The organism is Streptomyces sp. ISL-96 (genome assembly GCF_018614035.1).
Lineage (GTDB): Bacteria > Actinomycetota > Actinomycetes > Streptomycetales > Streptomycetaceae > Streptomyces.
Map to the genome: position 1 here is coordinate 171,564 of NZ_JAGGPA010000025.1, position 21,332 is coordinate 192,895.

At 70.1% G+C, this 21,332-nt stretch carries 21 protein-coding genes, 1 tRNA gene and 3 pseudogenes; 9 read left to right on the forward strand and 16 right to left on the reverse strand.

Annotation, left to right across the window (positions count from 1 at the left end; translation table 11 throughout):
* Nucleotides 1–2 precede the first annotated feature (2 nt).
* The gene (locus J7E96_RS17355; protein WP_215132530.1) at nucleotides 3–698 is read right to left on the reverse strand and encodes a hypothetical protein; all 696 of its coding nucleotides are present in this window, start codon (nucleotides 696–698) and stop codon (nucleotides 3–5) included.
* Between the two features lie 47 nt (nucleotides 699–745).
* Between J7E96_RS17355 and J7E96_RS17360 the strand changes: the two genes are divergently transcribed.
* Nucleotides 746–934 (forward strand): DUF5703 family protein, encoded by a 189-nt coding sequence (locus tag J7E96_RS17360; RefSeq protein ID WP_215132531.1) that lies wholly within the window; start codon nucleotides 746–748, stop codon nucleotides 932–934.
* A 71-nt stretch (nucleotides 935–1,005) separates the two neighbouring features.
* Here J7E96_RS17360 and J7E96_RS17365 read toward each other — a convergent pair whose 3' ends face one another.
* From J7E96_RS17365 to J7E96_RS17375, 3 genes are all read right to left on the reverse strand, one after another.
* On the reverse strand, nucleotides 1,006–1,824 hold the full coding sequence (locus J7E96_RS17365) for a chaplin (RefSeq protein ID WP_215132532.1): 819 nt from the start codon (nucleotides 1,822–1,824) through the stop codon (nucleotides 1,006–1,008).
* A gap of 147 nt (nucleotides 1,825–1,971) precedes the next feature.
* Nucleotides 1,972–2,205: a chaplin ChpH gene (gene chpH, locus J7E96_RS17370; RefSeq protein WP_214976507.1), complete on the reverse strand. Its 234-nt coding sequence runs from the start codon at nucleotides 2,203–2,205 to the stop codon at nucleotides 1,972–1,974.
* A 146-nt stretch (nucleotides 2,206–2,351) separates the two neighbouring features.
* Complete coding sequence (locus J7E96_RS17375) at nucleotides 2,352–3,686, reverse strand: M20/M25/M40 family metallo-hydrolase (RefSeq protein ID WP_215132533.1); 1,335 nt, start codon at nucleotides 3,684–3,686, stop codon at nucleotides 2,352–2,354.
* 136 nt (nucleotides 3,687–3,822) lie between these two features.
* On the opposite strand from J7E96_RS17375, the gene J7E96_RS17380 reads away from it, so the two are divergent.
* Nucleotides 3,823–3,910: transfer RNA gene (locus J7E96_RS17380), tRNA-Leu, on the forward strand.
* A gap of 38 nt (nucleotides 3,911–3,948) precedes the next feature.
* Here J7E96_RS17380 and J7E96_RS17385 read toward each other — a convergent pair.
* The 3 genes from J7E96_RS17385 to J7E96_RS17395 are packed head-to-tail and all read right to left on the reverse strand — an operon-like array spanning nucleotide 3,949 to nucleotide 7,376.
* Nucleotides 3,949–4,587: an MBL fold metallo-hydrolase gene (locus J7E96_RS17385; RefSeq protein ID WP_215132534.1), complete on the reverse strand. Its 639-nt coding sequence runs from the start codon at nucleotides 4,585–4,587 to the stop codon at nucleotides 3,949–3,951.
* Nucleotides 4,584–5,672 carry an S-(hydroxymethyl)mycothiol dehydrogenase gene (locus J7E96_RS17390; protein WP_215132535.1) on the reverse strand — a complete coding sequence of 363 codons (1,089 nt, stop codon included), beginning with the start codon at nucleotides 5,670–5,672 and terminating at the stop codon, nucleotides 4,584–4,586. The genes J7E96_RS17385 and J7E96_RS17390 overlap by 4 nt, the downstream gene beginning before the upstream one ends.
* 57 nt (nucleotides 5,673–5,729) lie before the next feature.
* The gene (locus J7E96_RS17395; protein ID WP_215132536.1) at nucleotides 5,730–7,376 is read right to left on the reverse strand and encodes an amidohydrolase; all 1,647 of its coding nucleotides are present in this window, start codon (nucleotides 7,374–7,376) and stop codon (nucleotides 5,730–5,732) included.
* A gap of 93 nt (nucleotides 7,377–7,469) precedes the next feature.
* Between J7E96_RS17395 and J7E96_RS17400 the strand changes: the two genes are divergently transcribed.
* Nucleotides 7,470–8,180, forward strand: coding sequence for a TetR/AcrR family transcriptional regulator (locus J7E96_RS17400; RefSeq protein WP_215132537.1), 711 nt, complete (start codon nucleotides 7,470–7,472; stop codon nucleotides 8,178–8,180).
* Between the two features lie 222 nt (nucleotides 8,181–8,402).
* On the opposite strand, the gene J7E96_RS17405 is transcribed toward J7E96_RS17400, so the two are convergent.
* The 3 genes from J7E96_RS17405 to J7E96_RS17415 all read right to left on the reverse strand — a co-directional run bounded on the left by J7E96_RS17405 (nucleotide 8,403) and on the right by J7E96_RS17415 (nucleotide 11,394).
* Nucleotides 8,403–9,857: an amino acid permease gene (locus tag J7E96_RS17405; RefSeq protein WP_215132538.1), complete on the reverse strand. Its 1,455-nt coding sequence runs from the start codon at nucleotides 9,855–9,857 to the stop codon at nucleotides 8,403–8,405.
* Nucleotides 9,850–10,593 carry a FadR/GntR family transcriptional regulator gene (locus tag J7E96_RS17410; protein ID WP_215132539.1) on the reverse strand — a complete coding sequence of 248 codons (744 nt, stop codon included), beginning with the start codon at nucleotides 10,591–10,593 and terminating at the stop codon, nucleotides 9,850–9,852. The genes J7E96_RS17405 and J7E96_RS17410 overlap by 8 nt, the downstream gene beginning before the upstream one ends.
* Nucleotides 10,594–10,692: 99 nt before the next feature.
* Nucleotides 10,693–11,394, reverse strand: a complete 702-nt coding sequence (locus J7E96_RS17415; RefSeq protein WP_215132540.1) for a FadR/GntR family transcriptional regulator — start codon at nucleotides 11,392–11,394, stop codon at nucleotides 10,693–10,695.
* Between the two features lie 134 nt (nucleotides 11,395–11,528).
* On the opposite strand from J7E96_RS17415, the gene J7E96_RS17420 reads away from it, so the two are divergent.
* Nucleotides 11,529–12,071 carry a gluconokinase gene (locus J7E96_RS17420; protein WP_215132541.1) on the forward strand — a complete coding sequence of 181 codons (543 nt, stop codon included), beginning with the start codon at nucleotides 11,529–11,531 and terminating at the stop codon, nucleotides 12,069–12,071.
* Nucleotides 12,072–12,077: 6 nt separating this feature from the next.
* Nucleotides 12,078–13,475: a gluconate:H+ symporter gene (locus tag J7E96_RS17425; RefSeq protein ID WP_215132542.1), complete on the forward strand. Its 1,398-nt coding sequence runs from the start codon at nucleotides 12,078–12,080 to the stop codon at nucleotides 13,473–13,475.
* On the opposite strand, the pseudogene J7E96_RS17430 reads toward J7E96_RS17425, so the two are convergent.
* From J7E96_RS17430 to J7E96_RS17445, 5 genes and pseudogenes are all read right to left on the reverse strand, one after another.
* Nucleotides 13,461–13,778 (reverse strand): annotated as a pseudogene (locus tag J7E96_RS17430) (cytochrome b/b6 domain-containing protein); the annotation flags it as partial. The gene J7E96_RS17425 and the pseudogene J7E96_RS17430 sit on opposite strands and share 15 nt — an antisense overlap.
* Nucleotides 13,779–13,836: 58 nt before the next feature.
* Nucleotides 13,837–13,965 (reverse strand): annotated as a pseudogene (locus J7E96_RS37480) (oxidoreductase); the annotation flags it as partial.
* 259 nt (nucleotides 13,966–14,224) lie between these two features.
* Nucleotides 14,225–14,759, reverse strand: a pseudogene (locus tag J7E96_RS17435) (molybdopterin-dependent oxidoreductase); the annotation flags it as partial.
* 135 nt (nucleotides 14,760–14,894) lie between these two features.
* Nucleotides 14,895–16,445, reverse strand: coding sequence for an APC family permease (locus J7E96_RS17440; protein WP_215132543.1), 1,551 nt, complete (start codon nucleotides 16,443–16,445; stop codon nucleotides 14,895–14,897).
* Nucleotides 16,446–16,504: 59 nt separating this feature from the next.
* On the reverse strand, nucleotides 16,505–17,455 hold the full coding sequence (locus J7E96_RS17445; protein ID WP_215132544.1) for a hypothetical protein: 951 nt from the start codon (nucleotides 17,453–17,455) through the stop codon (nucleotides 16,505–16,507).
* Between the two features lie 175 nt (nucleotides 17,456–17,630).
* On the opposite strand from J7E96_RS17445, the gene J7E96_RS17450 reads away from it, so the two are divergent.
* The gene (locus J7E96_RS17450) at nucleotides 17,631–18,074 is read left to right on the forward strand and encodes an ASCH domain-containing protein (RefSeq protein WP_215132545.1); all 444 of its coding nucleotides are present in this window, start codon (nucleotides 17,631–17,633) and stop codon (nucleotides 18,072–18,074) included.
* Nucleotides 18,075–18,202: 128 nt separating this feature from the next.
* Here J7E96_RS17450 and J7E96_RS17455 read toward each other — a convergent pair whose 3' ends face one another.
* Nucleotides 18,203–19,858 carry an FAD-binding dehydrogenase gene (locus tag J7E96_RS17455; protein WP_215132546.1) on the reverse strand — a complete coding sequence of 552 codons (1,656 nt, stop codon included), beginning with the start codon at nucleotides 19,856–19,858 and terminating at the stop codon, nucleotides 18,203–18,205.
* Between the two features lie 126 nt (nucleotides 19,859–19,984).
* Between J7E96_RS17455 and J7E96_RS17460 the strand changes: the two genes are divergently transcribed.
* Genes J7E96_RS17460 through J7E96_RS17470 form a run of 3 tightly spaced genes read left to right on the forward strand, consistent with a single transcriptional unit; the run spans nucleotide 19,985 to nucleotide 21,314 of the window.
* Nucleotides 19,985–20,545: an NUDIX domain-containing protein gene (locus tag J7E96_RS17460; protein ID WP_215132668.1), complete on the forward strand. Its 561-nt coding sequence runs from the start codon at nucleotides 19,985–19,987 to the stop codon at nucleotides 20,543–20,545.
* Nucleotides 20,546–20,577: 32 nt separating this feature from the next.
* A complete protein-coding gene (locus tag J7E96_RS17465; RefSeq protein ID WP_215132547.1) occupies nucleotides 20,578–20,976 on the forward strand; it encodes a DUF202 domain-containing protein in 399 nt (132 codons plus the stop codon).
* A complete protein-coding gene (locus J7E96_RS17470) occupies nucleotides 20,973–21,314 on the forward strand; it encodes a DUF202 domain-containing protein (RefSeq protein WP_215132548.1) in 342 nt (113 codons plus the stop codon). Before J7E96_RS17465 ends, J7E96_RS17470 begins: the two co-directional genes overlap by 4 nt.
* Nucleotides 21,315–21,332: the final 18 nt, after the last annotated feature.

Here is a 21,332-nt window from a genome sequence, read left to right on the forward strand (position 1 = left end):
GGTCAGACCTGGTCGGGACCGTCGGCCTCGTCGAACTCGTCGTCGAAGACCGAGCTGACATCGAAGCGGCACACGACCCGCTGCGGATCGATCTGCTCGAAGGGGGCGCTCAGCCACTCCCCCGGCTCGGGCAGGTCTTCCGAAGCGGCCACCCACAGGGTGGAGTCGCCCTCCTCCAGGCCGAATTCCTTGTGCCGGGAAGCGATTTCATCCGGTTCGTACTCCCCGAAGAGCACTCCGAGGGCGGCATGAACGCTGCCGCCGACGATCGCCACCGCGTTGCCGCGCTCCTCGGCGCCGACCTCGGCATCGACCTCCACCTCGATCGGCGGGGCGTCGACGTCCGGGTCGAGATCGGCGATCCGCTGCGCCTGGGCGAGCAGCCGCTGCGTCTCCACCACCGCGTAGTCACGGCGGATCAGGACGCTGACCGCGTTGGGCTCCTCCGGCCCGGTGTAAGGCGGCAGGGAGTCGTCGGATCCCGGAATCTCGAAGGGCGTGACCTCGTCGTAGCGGTCGTAGAGCCGCTCGTCGTACGCCTCAGCGGCCGCGGCAAGCGCGTTGAACGCGTCATAGACGGCAGGGTCGTCGTCCCCGGTGCGGCGTTCGACCGCGTCGAGGTGACGGTCGAGCGCGACTTTGACCGCCTCGGCGGCGGCGCGTACCTCGGCAGCGGTGGGCTGCGCAGCATCAGACATAGTGCAGACGCTATCCGTACTCGGGCTCTGGACGCACAATAGATGCGATGCCGGAATACGAATTTGTCGACGTGTACGTGCCACGCGGGGTCTCCCGCAAGGATGCGACGCGCCTGCTGACCGACCATGCCGAGTACGGACACTGGGAGTTGGACCGACTGACTCTGCGCCGGGACGGCAGCCGCCGCGTGCGGCTGCGCAGGCGGATCATCCGCCAGCCGCGTCCCACCTGGTGAAGACGGAGCGGGCCGCCGCACTCGCGGGGCCCGCTCCGTCGCATGCCGGCCGTACCGGCACATTTCCTGCCTTACGTCGCCGACCGCGACCGGCGGTACAGCACCGCACCGGCCAGCAGCAGCCCCGCGCCTGCCGGGATCACCACGCCGAGCGGAGCGTCGGCGCCGGTCTGCGCGAGCACGTCGCTGCCCTTGGGCTGGGTGACGGTCTGGGTGTCCGGGCCGTTCTGGCCGGCCGGGTCGTCCGGGCTGCCGGGCGTCGCCGGCTCGTCCGGGTCCGCCGGCACACCGGGCTCCGTGGGTTCGCCGGGAGTCCCCGGCTTACCCGGCTTGCCCGGCTGCGTGGGCTCCGTCGGCTCTCCGGGCTTGCCCGGCTCACCCGGCTTTCCCGGCTTTCCCGGCTCACCCGGCTTGCCCGGAGGCTTCCCGGGGCCCTGACCCGGCGGGGTGCCGGTCGAGTCGTTGGCGCAGTCGTTGCCCGTGGCCGCGTTGCCGAGGCCGCCGACGGTGACCGTGTTCCCGCAGGCGTTCACGGGCACGTGGACCGGTGCCTGGACGTTGTTGCCCGAGCCGACACCGGGTGAGTCGCTCGTGCGCCCCTCGGCCGCCGATCCGCCGCCGTTGCCCTTGCCGGGCCGCGGGCTCTTCGAGCCGTTGGCGCAGCTGTTGCCCATCGCCGGATTGAGCACGCCGATGACGTTCACGGTGTTCCCGCACACGTTGACCGGGACATGCACGGGAGCCTGCACGGAATTCCCGGAGAGTACGCCCGGGGAGCCCGAGGCGGACCCTTCGGCCCCTGAGCCGGCGTGCGCGTTGCCGCCGCTCATGGCCAGCAGACCACTCGCGGCCGCCACGGTGATCAGGCTCTTTCTCGTTACCTGACGCATTGGTACGTTCCTCTGCCTTTTGCCTTCACCGAATGCCCGCGGAACGTTGTGCCGGCCGCGGGCCGAATTCCCAGGTGGCCCCGGAGTGCGTTGCAGCGCACTCCGGGGCCACCTGGGACTCAGACCCTTACGGGTTCACGCACAACGTCACTTGTTGACGCAGGTGTTGCCGAAGGCGGGGTTCAGCAGCCCGATCACGGAGACCGTGTTGCCGCACACGTTCACCGGCACGTGGATCGGGGCCTGAACGACGTTGCCCGAAAGCACACCGGGGGACCCGACAGCAGCACCCTGGGCACCCGAGTCAGCGACGGCCATACCCGCGCCGGCGAGAACCAGACCACCAGTAGCAGCCGCAGCAGCGACGACCTTCTTGATCATTACTTTTCCTCCTAGTTGGCAAATGCGATCCCAGCCGCGGACCGCACACCCTGTAACGAAGGGAAAGCAACGGAGCTACTAGCGTATGGTCTCATTCACTCTTTTCAGTCAAATAGCACGTCCGGCCGATTAGTTGGAAAGTCGTTTCAGCACTTGTCCAGGAAGCGGTCCAGGACGCGTACGCCGAACTTCAGCCCGTCCACCGGGACTCGCTCGTCGACGCCGTGGAACATCCCGGCGAAGTCGAGCTCGGGCGGCAGCTTCAGCGGCGCGAAGCCGAAGCAGCGGATCCCCAGGTCGTCGAAGGACTTGGCGTCGGTGCCGCCGGAGAGCATGTACGGGACGGCCCGCGCGATGGGGTCCTCGGCCCTCAGCGCCACCTGCATCGCTTCGACGAGGTCCCCGTCGAAGCTCGTCTCCAGGGCCTTGTCGCCGTGCACGTCCTCGCGCCGCACGCGCGGGCCGAGGATCCGGTCGAGGTCGGTGAGGAACTCGTCCTCGTAACCGGGCAGGAAGCGCCCGTCGACATGCGCCGTGGCCTGCCCCGGGATCACATTCACCTTGTAGCCCGCGCCGAGCATGGTCGGGGCGGCGGAGTTGCGCAGTGTGGCGCCGATCATCTTCGCGATGCCGCCGAGCTTGGCGAGCGTCGCGTCCATGTCCTCGGGGTCGAGCGGGGTGCCGAGCGCGTCCGATAGCTCGTCCAGGAAGGACCGTACGGTCTTGGTCATCCGCACCGGCCACTTGTGCCGCCCGAGCCGCCCCACGGCCTCGCACAGCTCCGTGATCGCGTTGTCGTTGTTGGTCATCGAGCCGTGCCCCGCCGTGCCGTCCACGGTGAGCTGCATCCAGTGCATGCCCTTCTGCGCCGTCTCGACGAGATACAGCCGCAGGTTCTCGTTGACGGTGAAGGAGAAGCCGCCGACCTCGCCGATCGCCTCCGTGACGCCCTCGAAGAGGCCGGGGTGCTTGTCGACGAGATGCCGCGCCCCGTACGTACCGCCCGCCTCCTCGTCGGCGAGGAAGGCCAGCACGATGTCGCGCGGGGGTTTGCGGCCGCTGCGCATCCTGTCGCGTACGACCGCGAGGGTCATCGCGTCCATGTCCTTCATGTCGACCGCGCCCCGGCCCCACACGCAGCCGTCCGCGATCTCGCCCGCGAAGGGGTGGTGCGTCCAGTCCTGGGCGTTGGCCGGTACGACGTCGGTGTGCCCGTGGATGAGCAGCGCCGGCTTCGACGGGTCCTCGCCCTCGATCCTGGCCACGGTGGAGGCCCGCCCCGGGTGGGACTCGAAGATCTGCGGTTCGAGCCCCACCTCGGCGAGCTTTTCGGCGATGTACTCCGCGGCGGCCCGCTCTCCGGGGCCCGAGTGGTCTCCGTAGTTGCTGGTGTCGATCCTGATCAAGTCACGACAGAGATCGACGACCTCGTCCTCGCCCGAGACCGTCCTGTCCTGGCCGGCCGTCTTCGACTCGCTCACGCTGCTTCCTCCCACTGGCGTTGCTGGTGGTCCCCCTCATCCTCCCGCTGCTGACCAGGGGGTGTGATCAGGGGGTCTGAATGTTTGCTATGGTTTTCCACGTCGGAACGGCCCAGGGCCGCAAGACAGACACCTTGTCCGGGTGGCGGAATGGCAGACGCGCTAGCTTGAGGTGCTAGTGCCCTTTATCGGGCGTGGGGGTTCAAGTCCCCCCTCGGACACCAGCGAAGAACCCCCAGCTCAGCTGGGGGTTCTTCTGTTTTCAGTGCCCCCTGGTGATCCACTCCTGGAGGTGCGGGGCCTCCGCGCCGATGGTGGTGGCGTCGCCGTGGCCGGTACGTACCTCCGTGTCCGGCGGGAGGGTGAGCAGCCGGTCACGGATCGAGTCGACGATCGTCGGGAAGTGGGAGAAGGACCGGCCGGTGGCACCGGGGCCGCCCTGGAAGAGGGTGTCGCCGGTGAAGACGGTGGCCAGCTCCGGCGCGTACAGGCAGACCGCGCCGGGTGCGTGGCCCGGGGTGTGCAGGACGGTCAGCGTGGTGCCTGCGACGGTGAGGGTCTGGCCGTCGGTGAGCTCGCCGTCGGGGGCGCGGTCGGGGTGGGTGTGCTTCCACAGGGGCAGGTCGTCGGGGTGGAGCAGGATGGGGGCGCCCGTGGCGGCGGCGAGGGCCGGGGCGGCGTCGATGTGGTCGTTGTGGGCGTGCGTGCAGACGATCGCGCGCAGGGTACGGCCGCCGAGTGCGGCGGCGATGGCGTCAGAGTCGTGGGCCGCGTCGATGACGATCGCCTCGGTGTCGTCGCCGACGATCCAGACGTTGTTGTCGACGTCCCAGGTGCCGCCGTCGAGGGAGAAGGTGCCCGAGGTGACCAGGTGGTCGATGCGTGCGGGTGCGTTCGTCATGCGAACTTCACCACCGAGCGCAGTACGTCGCCCTCGTGCATGCGCGCGAAGGCCTTCTCGATGTCGCCGAGGCCGATGGTCTCGGTGACGAAGGCCGCGAGGTCGATACGGCCCTGCTGGTGCAGGTCGACGAGCATCGGGAAGTCGCGGGAGGGCAGACAGTCGCCGTACCAGGACGACTTGAGGGCTCCACCGCGGCCGAAGACGTCGATGAGCGGCAGTTCGAGCCGCATGTCCGGGGTGGGGACGCCGACCAGGACCACGGTGCCGGCCAGGTCCCGGGCGTAGAACGCCTGCTTGTACGTCTCGGGGCGGCCCACCGCCTCGATGACGACGTCGGCGCCGAATCCGCCGGTGAGCTCGCGGATGGCTTCGACGGGGTCCGTGGTGCGGGAGTTGACGGTGTGGGTGGCGCCCATGGTGCGGGCGGTCTGAAGCTTGCGGTCGTCGATGTCGACGGCGATGATCTTCGCCGCGCCCGCGAGCCTGGCGCCCACGATCGCCGCGTCGCCGACGCCGCCGCAGCCGATGACGGCGACCGAGTCGCCGCGGGCGACCTGGCCGGTGTTGATGGCGGCGCCGATGCCGGCCATGACGCCGCAGCCGAGCAGGCCCGCGACGGCGGGCGAGACGGACGGGTCGACCTTGGTGCACTGGCCGGCCGCGACGAGGGTCTTCTCGGCGAACGCGCCGATGCCGAGCGCCGGGGACAGCTCGGTGCCGTCCAGCAGGGTCATCTTCTGCTGGGCGTTGTGGGTGTCGAAGCAGTACTGGGGACGTCCGCGCAGGCAGGCCCGGCACTGGCCGCACACCGCACGCCAGTTGAGGATGACGAAGTCGCCGGGGGCGACGTCGGTGACGCCTTCGCCGACCGACTCGACGATGCCCGCCGCCTCGTGGCCGAGGAGGAAGGGGAAGTCGTCGTTGATGCCGCCCTGCTTGTAGTGCAGGTCGGTGTGGCAGACGCCGCACGCCTGGATCCTGACGACGGCCTCACCCGGTCCCGGGTCCGGGACGAGGATGGTCTCCACCCGCACCGGCTCGTTCTTCCCCGGTGCGATTACGCCTTGGACCTGCTGTGTCATACGTGAACTTCCTTCCTCGCGCGACGAGTACGCCCCGTTTTCCCGACCGTACTCGCTCTACAGACCGGCGTCGTAGACCTGCTGCCCGCCGATGTAGGTGCGGGCGACGCGGGTCGCGGCGATTTCGCCGGGGGGCGCCGCGTACGGGTCGCGGTCCAGTACCACCAGGTCCGCGAGGGATCCGGCGCGGACGCTGCCGGTGTCGTCGAGGTGGTTCACGTGGGCGGAGCCCGCCGTGTACGCGGCGAGGGCGGCGGTCAGGCCGATGCGCTGCTCCGGGAGGAAGACGGGTCCGGTGCCGCCGGGTTCGACGCGGTTGACGGCGGTGTGGATGCCGTGCAGCGGGTCGGGGCTGCTGACCGGCCAGTCGCTGCCCGCGGCGAGGGTGGCGCCGGAGCGCAGCAGCGCCGCGAAGGGGTACTGGTGGCCGGCCCTCTCCGGCCCCAGGAAGGGGATGGTCAGTTCGTCCATCTGCGGTTCGTGCGCGGCCCACAGGGGCTGGATGTTGGCGGTGGCGCCGAGCTGCCGGAAGCGGCCGATGTCGTCGGGGTGGACGACTTGCAGGTGGGCGAGGTGGGGGCGGGTGTCGCGCCATCCGTTGGTGCTGCGGGCCGCTTCGACGGCGTCAAGGGCCTCGCGTACGGCGCGGTCGCCGAGGGCGTGGAAGTGGGCCTGGAAGCCGAGTGCGTCCAGCTCGGTGACGTACCGGCGCAGGTCGGCGGGGTCGATGAAGCTGGTGCCCCGGTTGGCGGTGGGGCAGCCGCAGCCGTCCAGGTACGGGGTGAGGAGGGCGGCGGTGCCCGTCTCGGCGACTCCGTCCACCATGATCTTCACCGATCCGGCGCGGAAGCGTCCGTCGCTCAACTCCTGGCGCCGGGCGACGAGTTCCGGGATCTGCTCGGCGCCGCGTTCGCGGTCCCACCAGAGGGCGCCGGTGACCCGGGCGGTGAGGGAGCCGTCGCGGGCGGCGGCGACGTAGGCGTCGGCGGGGTCTTCCATCGCACCGAACGTGCCGACGATGGCGTCCTGCCAGGCGGTGATGCCGTACGAGTGGAGCAGTCGCTGGGCGCGGAGCAGGGCGGCGAGCCGGTCGGCGGGCGTGGAGGGCGGGGTGAGGCGGGCCACCAGGTCCATGGCGCCCTCCTGGAGGAGGCCGGTGGGCTCGCCGTGGGCGTCCCGCTCGATCCGGCCGTCGGCGGGGTCGGGGGTGGTGCGGTCGATGCCGGCGAGGGCGAGGGCGCGACTGTTGGCCCAGGCTCCGTGGTGGTCACGGTTGGGGAGGTAGACGGGGCGGCCGGGGACGATCGCGTCGAGCAGGTCCTTGGTGGGGGCGCCTCCTGCGAAGGCCTCCATGGACCAGCCGCCGCCGGTGATCCACTCCTCTTCGGGGTGGGTTTCGGCGTACGCCCGTACCGCTGCGAGGGTTTCCGCGGCCGTACGGGCGGCCGTCAGGTCGCACCGGGCCATTTCCAGGCCGGCTGAGACTGGGTGGATGTGGGCGTCCTGGAAGCCGGGGATGAGCAGTTTCCCGGCGAGGTCGACGACTTCGGCCTTCGGGCCGATGAGGTCGCGTACCTCGTCGTGGCCGACTGCGGTGACGCGGTCGCCGGTGACGGCGACGGTGGTGGCGCGGGTGCGGGCGGCGTCGAGGGTGAGGACGGGGCCGCCGGTGAAGACGAGGTCGGCGGGGTGGGTTTTGCGCATGGGTGTGATTCCGATCGTGAGCGCTGGTGGCGGCGCGCACATCGAACTCTCCCGGCCCTCTACAGGTCAACGGTGTTGTCGTAAGGTCCGCGCATGGGTGAGCGAGTGGTGGCGGAGGAGGCGCGCCGACGCAGGAGGCCCACGAAGCAGGGCACGGTGCTGTCGGAGCAGCTGATCGTGGAGACCGCGCTGCGGCTGATCAGGGAGCACGGGGCGGCGGCACTGACAGTGCGGCGGCTCGGGGCGGCGCTTGGGGCCGATCCCAGTGCGCTCTACCGGTACTTCCGGGACACTGATGATCTGCTGCTCGCGGTCGCGGACGAGCTCATCGGGCGTACGCTGCGGCGGTTCCGGCCGAGTGGGGAGTGGCGGGCGGATCTGCGCACGCTGGGGCTGATGATGCACGCCGAGTACCAGGCGCATCCGCAGGCGGCGATGCTGACGTGTGCGCGGGTTACGGGGCGGGCGTATGAGATCCAGGCGGTGGAGACGATCCTCGGGATCCTGCGCGGGGCCGGGTTTCCGGACGCGGAGGCGGTACGGATCTACCACGTCTTCGTGGACCAGACGCTGTCGTTCGCGGCGCTGGACGCGGTGGCGCCGGCGCTGCCGGCGGGGGCGCGGGAGGCGGAGGAGCGGGCGTGGCGGGGGACGTACGCGCGGCTGCCGGCGGACAGCTGTCCGCACATCGCCGCGACTGCGGGGGTGCTGGTGGCGGAGAATTCTTTCCCCACCCCGCCCCGCCCCTTCCCGAAACTGGGGCTCCGCCCCCAGACCCCGGTCCTCAAACGCCGGACGGGCTGAAATCGGCGGGGGTGCTTCGGCGCAGGCGAAGCGGCTGCCTTCGCCGGACACGGCCGAGCTCGCCGAAGCGGCAGCATTGTGCGGCGCGGCCGCGGCGCGCGGCTGTTGTGGGGCTTGCCGACGCGGCTCTGGTTGAGCCGCGTCGGCCAATCGGGTCCCGGGCGGGAAATCAAGCCCGTCCGGCGATTGAGGACGCGCCCGTAGTGCGTCCGGGGGCGCGTCCTAGGCGCGGTCTGCTGCCAGCGCCGCGACCCGCTTGCGGACCACGAACCAGCCGCCCACCAGCGCCGCCGCGATCAGCGGGAGGCACATCACGGTCGTACGGCCGACTCCGCCGCCCCACCACATCAGGACGACGACGCTGGCGAGGAAGAACAGGGTGACGATCTGCGTGTACGGGGCCCAGGGGAGACGGTACGACGGGCGCGTGACCCGGCCGTCCTTGGAGCGGTGCCAGAAGAGCAGCGAGCAGAGCATGATCATGCCCCAGGTGCCGAGGATGCCGATCGACGCGAAGTTCAGGACGATCTCGAAGGCCTCGCCCGGCATCACGTAGTTCAGGCCGACGCCCAGGACACCGAAGCCGGCGGTGAGCAGGATGCCGCCGTACGGGACCTGGCCCTTGTTCATGCGGCCCGTGAACTTGGGCGCGGAGCCCGAGAGGGCCATGGAGCGCAGGATGCGGCCGGTGGAGTACAGGCCCGAGTTCAGGCTGGAGAGGGCCGCCGTCAGGACGACGAGGTTCATGACGTCCGCCGCGCCCGCTACGCCGAGCTTGTTCATGACGGTGACGAAGGGGCTCTCGTTGCCGGAGTACGACGTGTACGGGAGCAGCAGCGCCAGGAGGATGACCGAGCCGACGTAGAAGATGCCGACGCGCCACATGATCGAGTTGATCGCCTTCGGCATGATCTTCTCGGGGTTCTTCGTCTCGCCCGCCGCGACGCCGCACAGCTCCACCGAGGCGTACGCGAAGACGACACCCTGGATGACCAGGAGCATCGGCAGCATGCCGACCGGGAACAGGCCGCCGCCGTCGGTGATCGTGGAGAAGCCGGGGGTGTGGCCGTCGAGCTGGTGCTGGGTGGCGACCAGGTAGATGCCGATGGCCATGAAGACGACCAGCGCGGCGACCTTGACGATCGCGAACCAGAACTCCATCTCGCCGAAGTACTTCACCGAGATCAGGTTCGCGGTCAGGACCACGGCGAGGGCGATCAGGGCGAGCACCCACTGCGGTACGTCGCTGAACATGGCCCAGAAATGGGCGTACGTCGCGGCCGCTGTGATGTCTGCCACTGCCGTGGTCGACCAGTTGAGGAAGTACAGCCAGCCGGCGGCGAAGGCGCCCTTCTCCCCCATGAATTCACGGGCGTACGAGACGAAGGCGCCGGAGGAGGGGCGGTACAGGACCAGTTCGCCGAGCGCGCGCACGACGAAGAAGGCGAAGACGCCACAGACCGCGTAGGCGATGGCGAGGGACGGGCCCGCTCCGGCCATGCGGCCGCCGGCGCCCAGGAACAGGCCGGTGCCTATCGCCCCGCCGATCGCGATCATGTTGATGTGGCGGGACTTCAGGTCCTTGCTGTAACCCTCGTCACCCGCGTCGACATGTGGGGATGTCGATACGGGATCGGCGGGACCGGCGGGGGCCGCAGTCAGGGTGCGGTCACTCATGCTGTTTCTTCGCCTTCATCTGGGGGGGGTGCTGTGCGGTACCGGGCCGCACGATCGTGTTGAGCGTGATCTCGACGTGTTCGAGGTGCGCGGCCATGGCCTGCACCGCCGCTTCCTCGGAGCCGCCGACGATCGCCTCTACGAGCGCCCGGTGCTCAAGGTCCGACTGGCGTCGTCGGTCCCCGAGTTGGTTCAGGAGGGTGGACTGCCGGGCAAGGGCGTCCCTGATCTCTTCGATGATCTTGAGGAAGACAGGGTTGCCCGACGCCTGGGCGACGGAACTGTGGAAGAGCGTGTCGAGCGCCACCCAAGCGGTGGGGTCGGGCTCCTGCTCCATCTTCCCGATCAGGTGGGTCAGCAGGTCTACGTCGTCCTGCGTTCGCCGCGTAGCAGCGTAACCCGCCACGGGGATCTCGACGTGCCGTCGCACTTCGATCAGGTCCCGGGCCGAGTACGCACCGAAGACCGGGTTCTGGTCGGCGCCGCTGGCCGCGACGTACGTGCCCTTGCCGGCCCGGGACACCGTGAGGCCGAGCGCCTGGAGGGCGCGCAGGGCCTCGCGTACGACGGAGCGGCTGACCTCGAAGTGCTTTCCGAGCTCTGCCTCCGTCGGGAGCTTCTCGCCGACGACGAGTTCACCCCGCTCTATGGCGTCCCGGAGGTGGGTGAGGACGGCTTCCATCGCGCTGATGCGCCGGGGTGCGCCGCCACCTGTCCGGCTGTCTGACAAGACCATGCGGAGAATGCTCGGAGGTCGGACATACAAGCGTCAAGAGTGTTCGATGAGTTGATTTGAAGTGAATGGGAGGGTAATGAGGTGGACATTCCGGGCGAATTATGGGGCCAGTACGTCGAGCTCCTGGAGTGCCCCGACCGCGATCTCGCGGGTCAGCCGTTCCGCCCGTACCGCGTCGCCTTCCCTTACCGCTTCGGCGACTTGGACGTGCAGCGTGACGGCCGCGGGGTCCGGATCCTCGAACATCACCTGGTGCCTGGTGCGTCCGCTGAGCACCTCGGCCACCACATCGCCGAGCCGCGCGAACATTTCATTGCCCGATGCACGCAGTACGACGCGATGGAAGGCGATGTCATGCACGAGGTACGCGTCGAGCTGGCGGCCGCGTGAGGTCGCGACCATGCCCAGGGCGTGCTCGGTGAGCGCCGCGCACTGCTCCGGCGTCGCGAACTGCGCGGCGAGCCCGGCCGCCACCGGCTCCACGGCCGACCGCAGGACGGTGAGGGAGCGCAGCTGGCGGGGGCGGTCGGCGCCGGCCAGCCGCCACCGGATCACCTGCGGATCGTAGACATTCCACTCCTCGGTGGGGCGTACGGTCACGCCCACCCGGCGGCGGGACTCCACGAGGTGCATCGACTCCAGGACCCGGACCGCCTCGCGGATCACCGTGCGCGACACGTCGAAGCGCTGGGCGAGCTCGTCCGTACGCAACACGCTGCCGGGCGGATACTCACCGGCTGTGATCGCGGGACCGAGGCTTTCCAGCAGCTGGGCGTGCAGTCCCCGGGCCTGGTTGGTCATGGGGATCAGCCTACGGGGCGACCTTCGCCAAGAATAAGTACGACGTTTATGTCACGGGGCTTGAATACGTCGTACTAATGGGTTTCAGTAGCGCGACGGACCGATGTCGAAGAAGACAGCGAGGCACTCCACTCATGAACAGTCCCCACGTCGTCGTGGTGATGGGCGTGGCAGGGACCGGCAAGACCACCATCGGTCCCCTGCTCGCCGCCCGGCTCGGCGTCCCGTACGCCGAGGGAGACGACTTCCACCCGCCGGCCAACATCGCCAAGATGTCGGCCGGCACCCCGCTGGACGACTCGGACCGGTGGCCGTGGCTCGACGCGATCGGCCAGTGGGCACACAGCAGGGCCGGGCTCGGCGGCGTCGTGAGCAGCTCCGCGCTCAAGCGGGCCTACCGCGACCGGCTGCGCGCGGCCGCCCCCGACGCCCTATTCGTGCACCTCACGGGCGACCGGGAGCTGATCGAGGAGCGGATGCGGGAGCGCAGGGGCCACTTCATGCCGACCGCGCTGCTCGATTCGCAGTACGCCGCCCTGCAACCGCTCCAGGAGGACGAGGCGGGCGTCTCCGTGGACGTCTCGGGGTCTGTGGACGACATCATCGAACGAGCCGTCGCGGCCCTGCGCCGGCTCGACAGCCAAGACTCCCCAGACTCCCAAGATTTCAGAAAGTAGAGAGCCGTGACCAGTCTCAGCGTCGAGACGCTGGCAGCGGGCGCCGTCGAGCCGATCACCTCGGCGGGCAACGGCCAGCTGGGGATAGCCGTCCTCGCCGGCATCGCCGTCATCGTCCTGCTCATCACGAAGTTCAAGCTCCACGCCTTCCTGGCGCTGACCATCGGCTCGCTCGCGCTCGGAGCGTTCGCGGGCGCCCCGCTCGACAAGGCCATCACCAGCTTCTCGACCGGCCTCGGCAATACGGTCGCGGGCGTCGGCGTGCTCATCGCCCTCGGCGCGATCCTCGGCAAGCTGCTCGCCGACTCCGGCGGCGCGGACCAGATCGTCGACACGATTCTTGCCAAGGCGAGCGGCCGTGTGATGCCGTGGGCGATGGTGCTGATCGCGAGCATCATCGGTCTGCCGCTCTTCTTCGAGGTCGGCATCGTGCTGCTGATCCCGGTGGTGCTGCTCGTCGCCAAGCGCGGCGACTACTCGCTCATGCGGATCGGCATCCCGGCGCTGGCCGGCCTGTCCGTGATGCACGGGCTGATCCCGCCGCACCCCGGTCCGCTGGTCGCGATCGACGCGATCGACGCCAACCTGGGCCTCACGCTGGGGCTCGGTGTGCTCGTCGCCATCCCGACGGTGATCATCGCGGGGCCGGTCTTCTCGAAGTACGCCGCCCGCTGGGTCGACGTACCGGTGCCCGAGAAGATGGTTCTTCAGCGTCCGTCCGAGGACCTGGAGCGCCGTCCGGGCTTCGGCGCGACCGTGGCCACCGTGATGCTGCCGGTCGTGCTGATGCTGGCCAAGGCGCTGGTGGACATCGTGGTCGACAACCCCGAGAACGCCGTTCAGCGGGTTACGGACGTCATCGGCTCGCCGCTGATCGCGCTGCTCGCCGCCGTACTGGTGGGACTCTTCACGCTGGGCCGCGCCGCCGGGTTCACCAAGGAGCGGCTGTCCTCGACCGTCGAGAAGTCACTCGCGCCGATCGCGGGCGTGCTGATGATCGTCGGCGCGGGCGGCGGCTTCAAGCAGACGCTCATCGACGTGGGCGTCGGCCAGATGATCCTGGACTTCTCCGCGGACTGGGCGATTCCGACGCTGCTGCTGGCCTGGCTGATCGCCGTCGCCATCCGGCTCGCGACGGGCTCGGCGACCGTGGCCACCATCTCGGCCGCCGGTCTCGTCGCCCCGCTCGCGGCCGACATGTCGGCGTCGCACGCGGCGCTGCTGGTGCTCGCGGTCGGTGCGGGCTCGCTCTTCTTCAGCCACGTCAACGACGCGGGATTCTGGCTGGTGAAGGAATACTTCGGCATGGACGTCGGCCAGACGATCAAGACCTGGTCGGTGATGGAGACGATCATCTCGGTGGTCTCGCTGGGCTTCGTCCTGCTGTTGTCACTCGTCCTTTAGGTCTGGGGAGTGGCTGGGGGACTTTTTCAACTCCTCCGCCCACAGCGGGTGTTCCAGCTCCGCCCATTCGCGGTCGACAGTCCCGGTGCGCATGCCGCGCCGGGACTCCGGCCGCATCAGGGCCATCCCGATGTGCCCCGCGATCACGATGCCCATGGCGAGGGCGAGCCAGTCGTGGACGAAGGTGGCGCTCGTACGCCATACCAGCGGGGCCAGGTCGGTGAACCACATCAGCAGCCCGGTGCCGAGCATCACCAGCACCGCGCCCGCGATCCAGCCCGCGTAGAGCTTCTGGCCGGCGTTGGCACGGTGCACTCAGGGCTCGGAGCGGCTGAAGCGCCTGAGACGCGTGGGCGGTCCAGACCGTAGGAGCATCGTCGCGTCCGTTCGAACGGCCGACCCACGCGCCGACGTCATAGCCGCGCTGCTCCCAGTGGCCGGGCCGCACCTCGGGCGTGACGGTGATGCCGGAGAGCCATTTCGCCGACTTTTGAAGCTCTCTCCCGGCTGAAGCCGGGAGATTCCCTCCTGGATTGCTCCGGCGGGTTTGACGGCTCTTACGTCCGCCCGTACGACGATCCTCCCGACCGCCGGGCAGGTCGGTGACCTGCCGAGTTTCGCCAACTTGGTTATCGCTAGCGCTTATTCGTACCCTAGCAGGGACCTGCGGCGCTTCGTGCCTCCGGTGGCAAAGATGGCCTTCACCCCCGCCCTGAAGGTAAACGGCGGAGCACTGGCCAAGATCAGAGGTAGAAGTACATGGGCGCGACGTACAGCCGCACCGGGCCGCCGTGCGAGTGGCTGAGTGGCTTGTCCTGCATGCGCAGGGCGACCAGTACGTCTTTCCTGCGGGCCTGCTGGAGTGTGAGGCTCTCGCTGTATGTACCGTCGAAGCAGGTGAAGCGGATCGCCTTGGCTCGCGGCTTCACACCTGCGGCGGCCAGCAGCCGCGACAGCTGTACGCCCTCGAACGGCGTCTGGGGCACCCGCCATCCCGTGACGCACTGGACGTCACGCACGATGCGCGTCTGCTCCATCGCGCGCAGGTCGTCGAGGGTGTACGTGGTGGGCCTGTCGACCAGGCCGTCGACCTTCAGCCGGTAGTTCTCCGGGCCCTTGCGCGGCACGGAGGAGGCGACCGAGTAGTAAGCGGAAACCGCCGCCGTTCGGGAGGAGGCCGGTCAGGCCGGTGGGGTCCTTGTCGGCGGCGGAGCCGAGGACGGCTTCGAGGCCGTTCTGGAGGTACGGCGCGGTGGCCAGGCCCGCGGCACCGAGGCCGAGCATGCCGAGGACGACGCGGCGGCCGACGGGTGCGCCACCGCCGTCCGGGCCGGCGGCCGGTGGTTGAGGAGTCACAGAACAATTCGGACACCCGCGGCCGCCAAGAGCCAGCGACCACGGGTGTCCGTCAGACTTCCGTCAGACTTCCGTGGCCTGCTTCTCCAGCTGGAACGCCTCGTTGCCCAGCCCGATCCGGGCATGCACCTCGGGCTTCACCGAGCGCAGCACCGCGCCGTACACCAGGCCTCCGACGAGCGCGACGCCGATGATGCCCGGCAGGATCCAGCTGAGGGCGGAGCCGGGGCCCGCGCCCACCAGCACGTCGAAGTCCTTGACCGTGTAGAAGGCGATGACCAGCAGAGCGACTGCCGCGATGCCCGAGGCCACCAGGCGTCCCGCCTGCGCGCGGCCGGCCCCGCGGCGTACGAAGAAGGCGATGACCGCGAACGACGCGGCGGCCATCAGCAGGATGACGCCGAGCGCGCCGACGTTGCCCATCCACGTGAACAGGTGCAGCACGGGCACGGTCGGGTCGCCGGCCTGGGTGTCGTCGGTGAACGCGAAGGCGAGGACGATGACCACGGACACACCGGACTGGAGCAGGGAACCGGCGGCGGGTGCGCCGCTCGTCTTGTTCGTACGCCCGAAGGAGGCCGGCAGCAGGCCCTCGCGGCCCATGGCGAACGCGTACCGCGCGACGACGTTGTGGAAGCTGAGGAGAGCGGCGAACATGCCGGTCACGAAGAGGATGTGGAGTACGTCGGTGAAGGTGGAGCCGAGCCTGCTCTCGGTGAGGGTGAAGAGGAGTCCGGGCCCCTGCTCCCCCGCGACCTTGACGATCTGGCCGGGCCCGGTGGCGACACTGAGCGCCCACGCGCTGAGGGCGAGGAACAGCGCGGCGTACCCGACGGCGAGGAACATCACGCGCGAGACGACGATCTGCGGGCGGCTGGTCTCCTCGGCGTACACCGGGGCCTGCTCGAAGCCGACGAAGGCGGCGATGCAGAAGCAGAGCGCGGTGCCGAGTCCGGCGCCGGTCAGGGTCTCCGGGTTGAACGCCTGGAGGGACAGGCCCTCCTTGGCCGGATCGGCGATCGCGGCGACGTCGAAGATCACGACGAGCGCGCATTCGACGACCAGCAGGACGCCGAGCACCTTGGCGTTGAGGTCGATCTTGAGCCAGCCGAGCGCGCCGACGACCGCTACCGCGACGAGGGCGGGGATCCACCAGGCGATGGTGATGTCGAGGTAGGTGGCGAAGATCCCGGAGATCTCGAAGCCGAGGATGCCGTAGATGCCGACCTGCATGGCGCTGTACGCGACGAGGGCGACCAGGGAGGCTCCGGCGCCGGCGGTCGGGCCGAGGCCGCGGGCTATGTAGGCGTAGAAGGCGCCGGCGTTGTGGACGTGCCGGCTCATCTCGGCGTATCCGACGCTGAACAGCATCAGGACCACGCCGAGGATCACGAAGAGGAGGGGCTGGCCGACGACGCCCATCAGGCCGTATGTGGTGGGCATGACACCGGCGACGACCATGAGCGGGGCGCTCGCGGCCAGTACCGAGAGGAGGAGGCCCGTGGTGCCCAGACGGCCGGCTCGCAGGGCCCGCTCCTGACCCTTGTACGTACGGATCTCGCTGGTGCCGGTGTCTCTGCTTCTTTCGCTCGTGCTCGAACTGCCCGTCGACATGGCGGGATTGTCCCTTCGCTTCGGTGGGTGAGGTCGGACTGCTGGGTCCTGCGCTTGCGTCATGCGATCCCGAGCGCGGCGCTGCGCGCGGCGCGGAAGGCCTGCTGCGGGTCCCGGTCGGGGTACGACCACGGGGCCTCGGTGGCGTGCGGGCCTATGCGGTTGAGGAGGGCGGCCGCCTCGGCGGGCCTGCCCTCGCAGAGCTTCGCGTGGGCCAGGTAGTTGAGGTCGATGAGGCGGCGCGGGTGGCCCTCGTGCTCCCACTCCAGCCACCAGTCGAACGCCGCCTTCATCACCTGGCGGGCGCGGCGGCCGGACCAGTGGCCGGAGGCCGCGGGGTCCTTCGGCACCTGGCCCGCTACGGCGAGGGCGCGGTAGCGCTCGGCGTGGGCCACCACGGGGAGTACGGCGAGCGGGGAGTCGGCGGGGGCCTGTTCGGCGGCCCAGGCGGCGAAGTCGTACACCTCGTGGAGGGGGTCGCTGCCTATGTCCGGTCTGCGTTCGGCGAGGCGGGCGGCCATCAGGTGGTGGGCGTGGTGGTGCTCCGGGTGGCGCAGCCGCACCTGGTCGAAGAGCTGGGCGACCTCCTCCTCCGTACCGAGCCAGCGGGCCAGGAGCAGCAGGCCGAGCCACGGGGTCGGGTCTGCCGGTGAACACTCGGCGGCGCGGCGGCAGGCAGCGCGCGCCCGGTCCTCGGGTTCCTTGCGGCGCAGTGCGCCGAGGACGGTGGCGCAGGCGATGAGGGTGACGGCGTCGGCGCTCTCGGGTTCGGCGAGCAGCCAGTCACCGGCCCAGGCGGCGGCGCCGGTGGCCTGGGCGAGTACGACGAAACGGTGGCTCCGGCGGTCCCAGTCGTCGCCGGTCTCGGCGAGCAGGGAACGGGCTCTGGTCCAGCGGCCCTGGGCCAGCTGGGCGCGTACGGTGACGAGTTCGGCGTCGTCGAGGGCCGGGTCGAAGAAGCGGTCGGTACGGCGGCGTGAGCGGCCGAGGGGTGGCGGAGGTGGGGGCATCCGCGGGTCCTCCACGGCGCAGAGTGCGAGCGTTTGATCACGCACAGCAAAGCGGTAGGGGGTACTCCACGTCAAGGGCGGTCTAAACCAACTTTGCGCGGTGCCGGGGTAGTTGAAACGGCACTGACCTGCCGTAACCGCTTACCCGGCTCTCCGCAGGGCCTAGTCTTGGCCCATGACTCAGCACTCGTCGCTGCCACCGTGTCTGCTCGCCTTCCCCGGGCCGCTGCGGGACCGGCTGGTCGCAGCCGTACTGGACGGCGAGAAGGTCTCGACGACCGGTCTGCTCGCCGAGTACGAGGCGGAGAAGGAGGAGCTGCCGCCGGTCGGCGAGCGCTCCGTGGTGATCGACTCCGGCGGCCGCGAGGTGGCGGTGATCGAGCTGACCGAGGTGCGAGTGCTGGCCCTCGGCGACGTCGGTCTCCAGCACGCGCTGGACGAGGGCGAGGGTTACACGTCGGTGGCCGACTGGCGTGCGGGGCACGAGAGGTTCTGGCACGGCGAGGAGATGCGGGAGGCGCTGGGCGACCCGGAGTTCACGGTCGACGACACGACGATGATCGTCGCGGAGCGCTTCCGGGTCGTGGAGCGGCTGGACGGGGCGGCGGGGCCGGCGTAGGCGGGGCGACTGCGACGGGCTTCTTCCCGCTGGATGTCGCGCAGTACCTCAGGACGTGGGTGCCCGGCGGATCTCCCGCGTGAGGAAGCGGGAGGTGCCGGGGACGATGGCCCCGCCGCGTCCGGCGTTCACGCCACCGCCCTCGCCGCCGCACGGCCCGCCGTACGGCCGGAGAAGAGGCAGCCGCCCAGGAACGTGCCCTCCAGGGAGCGGTAGCCGTGGACGCCGCCGCCACCAAAGCCCGCCGCCTCCCCCGCCGCGTACACGCCCGGCAGTACGCCGCCGCCCTCCGTCAGCACCCGCGAGGACAGGTCGGTCTCCAGGCCGCCGAGCGACTTCCGGGTGAGGATGTGCAGGCGTACGGCGATGAGCGGGCCCGCCTTCGGGTCGAGGATGCGGTGTGGCGAGGCCGTACGGATGAGCTTGTCGCCCAGGTAGTTGCGCGCGCCCCGGATCGCCATCACCTGGAGGTCCTTGGTGAAGGTGTTGGTGACCTCCCGGTCGCGGGCGATGATTTCACGGCGCAGCTCCGCCTCGTCGATCAGCGGCTCCTCGGTGAGCGCGTTCATGCCGCGGACCAGCGCGGACAGGTCCTTCTCGACGACGAAGTCCGCGCCCTTGTCCATGAACGCCCTGACCGGGCCGGGGACATCGGCCCGTGCGCGGCCGATGACGTCGCGGACGGACTTGCCCGTGAGGTCCGGGTTCTGTTCGGAACCCGAGAGCGCGAACTCCTTGCCGATGATCTTCTGGTCGAGGACGAACCAGGTGTAGTCGTACCCCGTCTTCATGATGTGGTCGAGCGTGCCGAGGGTGTCGAAGCCGGGGAAGAGGGGTACCGGCAGCCGCTTGCCGCGGGCGTCGAACCAGAGGGAGGAGGGGCCGGGGAGGATGCGGATGCCGTGCTTGGCCCAGATCGGGTTCCAGTTCTGGATGCCCTCCGTGTAGTGCCACATCCGGTCGCGGTTGATCATGCGCCCGCCGGCCGCCTCCGTGACGCCGAGCATCAGGCCGTCGACGTGCGCGGGTACGCCGGAGAGCATCGAGGCGGGCGGGGTGCCCAGCCGCTGGGGCCAGTTGGCGCGTACGAGATCGTGGTTGCCGCCGATGCCGCCCGAGGTGACGATCACCGCCTGCGCCCTGAGCTCGAAGGACCCGGTCGCCTCGCGACTGCTGGCGGCCCCGCGCTCGGCGGCCGAGGGCTCCAGGATCTCGCCGGTGACGGTGTCCACGGACCCGGCGCTGCGCGCGAGGCCGGTGACGCGGTGGCGGAACCTCAACTGGACGAGGCCACGGGCCACCCCGTCGCGCACGCGGCGCTCGAAGGGGGCGACGATGCCGGGGCCCGTGCCCCAGGTGATGTGGAAGCGGGGTACGGAGTTCCCGTGCCCGGTGGCGTCGTAACCGCCGCGCTCGGCCCACCCCACCACCGGGAAGAAGCGCACGCCCTGCCCGTGCAGCCACGCCCGCTTCTCCCCGGCCGCGAAGTCGACGTACGCCTCGGCCCACTTGCGCGGCCAGTGGTCCTCCTCGCGGTCGAAGCCGGCCGTGCCGTGCCAGTCCTGGAGTGCGAGGTCGCGGCTGTCCTTGATGCGCATGCGGCGCTGCTCGGGCGAGTCGACGAAGAAAAGCCCGCCGAAGGACCAGTGCGCCTGACCGCCGATGGACTGCTCGGGCTCCTGGTCGAGCAGGATCACCTTGCGGCCCGCGTCGACGAGTTCCGCGGTGGCCGCCAGGCCTGCCAGGCCGGCCCCGATCACGATCACATCAGCGTCGTACGCCATGGTTTCCGTCCTTGCCGGGGCTAAGTGGAGTGAGAAGTTACTCGTGCGTCAGATCTTCGGCAGAGGCGGGCGGGGCGTCAACCGGTGGGTACATGGCGGTGAGGTTGGATGGGCCGTATGACTCCCGTGACTCCCGCTGACGAGATTCTGGACGTCGTCGACGCGAACGACGAAGTCGTCGGACAGGCCCCGCGCGGCGAGGTGTACGCCCGCGGCCTGCGCCATCGCTGCGTCTTCGTCCTGGCGCGGGACGGCGAGGGCCGGTACTTCGTGCACCGCAGGACGCCGGTGAAGCTGGTCTTCCCGTCGATGTACGACATGTTCGTGGGCGGGGTCGTCGGCGCGGGCGAGTCGTACGACGAGGCGGCGCTGCGGGAGGCGGAGGAGGAGCTGGGCGTGTCCGGGCTGCCAGCGCCCGTACCGCTGTTCAAGTTCCTTTACGAGAGCGCGGACGGCACGCAGACCTGGTGGTCGTACGTCTACGAGGTGCGGTGCGATCTCCCGGTGAATCCGCAGGCGGAGGAGGTCGCGTGGCACGGCTTCCTGACCCGAGCAGAGCTGGAGCGGCGGCTCGCCGAACCGGAGTCGGAGTGGGAGTGGGTGCCGGACGGTCTCGCGGCGTGGGAACGGCTGCGCGCGTACGCAGGCCCCGGTCCGCTGCCCTCGTCAGACCCCGGGCAGGCCTGACCGCACCTCCTCCGCCCGGTAAGGTGCGGCGCGTGATCGAGTTCGTGCGGAGTCTGCGGCTCTGGTTCGCGCCGCAGCGCATCCGGGAAGAGGGCGAGACCCCCGACTACCGCTTCTCGCTGGCCAACGAGCGCACCTTCCTCGCCTGGATCCGTACCGCGCTGGCTCTCATCGGCGGCGGCTTCGCGGTCGATCAGTTCCTGCCCGGACTCTCCTGGGGCGTGCGCGCCGGCATGGCGCTCGGACTGCTGGCGGCCGGTGTGCTGTGCGCGCTGCGGGCGGTCAATTACTGGGTGCGCTGCGAGCAGGCCATGCGGCGCGGTGACGACCTCCCGGTCACCCGCTTCCCGACCGTGCTGAGCCTCGTGGTGGCCCTCGTCGCCGTCGTCATGGTCGTGGTCGTCCTCTTCGGCCGGGACGGCCGCAATTGACCGGCCCCACCGACCCCGACTCCGCAGCGGGCCCCGCCAGGGACCCCGGTCTTCAGCCGGAGCGGACCCGGCTCGCCTGGCGCAGGACCACGCTGGCCTGCACGGTGGTGGCCGTACTGGCGGCGAAGCAGGCGGTCCATGACGAGATCGGCGCGGCCGGGGTAATCGCCACGGCGCTCTGCGCGCTGGTCTGGCTGGGCTTCCTGCGGGTCGCCCACCACCGCATCCAGGCCGTCGGCAGCACGGCCAGGCCGGCGCCGATGTCGGTGCGCGCCGCGATGACGGTGACTGCCTGCACGATCGCCCTCGCCGGGTTCGCCGTGGCGATCGTCGTCTGACGAGCCGGGCCGTAGCTC

What these genes read in the sequence shown, in the direction of transcription:
- J7E96_RS17355 (WP_215132530.1), bottom strand. Translation starts at nt 698, where the DNA reads ATGTCTGATGCTGCGCAGCCCACCGCTGCCGAGGTACGCGCCGCCGCC.
- J7E96_RS17360 (WP_215132531.1), top strand. Translation starts at nt 746, where the DNA reads ATGCCGGAATACGAATTTGTCGACGTGTACGTGCCACGCGGGGTCTCC.
- J7E96_RS17365 (WP_215132532.1), bottom strand. Translation starts at nt 1,824, where the DNA reads ATGCGTCAGGTAACGAGAAAGAGCCTGATCACCGTGGCGGCCGCGAGT.
- chpH (WP_214976507.1), bottom strand. Translation starts at nt 2,205, where the DNA reads ATGATCAAGAAGGTCGTCGCTGCTGCGGCTGCTACTGGTGGTCTGGTT.
- J7E96_RS17385 (WP_215132534.1), bottom strand. Translation starts at nt 4,587, where the DNA reads ATGACGAACGCACCCGCACGCATCGACCACCTGGTCACCTCGGGCACC.
- J7E96_RS17390 (WP_215132535.1), bottom strand. Translation starts at nt 5,672, where the DNA reads ATGACACAGCAGGTCCAAGGCGTAATCGCACCGGGGAAGAACGAGCCG.
- J7E96_RS17395 (WP_215132536.1), bottom strand. Translation starts at nt 7,376, where the DNA reads ATGCGCAAAACCCACCCCGCCGACCTCGTCTTCACCGGCGGCCCCGTC.
- J7E96_RS17400 (WP_215132537.1), top strand. Translation starts at nt 7,470, where the DNA reads ATGGGTGAGCGAGTGGTGGCGGAGGAGGCGCGCCGACGCAGGAGGCCC.
- J7E96_RS17405 (WP_215132538.1), bottom strand. Translation starts at nt 9,857, where the DNA reads ATGAGTGACCGCACCCTGACTGCGGCCCCCGCCGGTCCCGCCGATCCC.
- J7E96_RS17410 (WP_215132539.1), bottom strand. Translation starts at nt 10,593, where the DNA reads ATGGTCTTGTCAGACAGCCGGACAGGTGGCGGCGCACCCCGGCGCATC.
- J7E96_RS17415 (WP_215132540.1), bottom strand. Translation starts at nt 11,394, where the DNA reads ATGACCAACCAGGCCCGGGGACTGCACGCCCAGCTGCTGGAAAGCCTC.
- J7E96_RS17420 (WP_215132541.1), top strand. Translation starts at nt 11,529, where the DNA reads ATGAACAGTCCCCACGTCGTCGTGGTGATGGGCGTGGCAGGGACCGGC.
- J7E96_RS17440 (WP_215132543.1), bottom strand. Translation starts at nt 16,445, where the DNA reads ATGTCGACGGGCAGTTCGAGCACGAGCGAAAGAAGCAGAGACACCGGC.
- J7E96_RS17445 (WP_215132544.1), bottom strand. Translation starts at nt 17,455, where the DNA reads ATGCCCCCACCTCCGCCACCCCTCGGCCGCTCACGCCGCCGTACCGAC.
- J7E96_RS17450 (WP_215132545.1), top strand. Translation starts at nt 17,631, where the DNA reads ATGACTCAGCACTCGTCGCTGCCACCGTGTCTGCTCGCCTTCCCCGGG.
- J7E96_RS17455 (WP_215132546.1), bottom strand. Translation starts at nt 19,858, where the DNA reads ATGGCGTACGACGCTGATGTGATCGTGATCGGGGCCGGCCTGGCAGGC.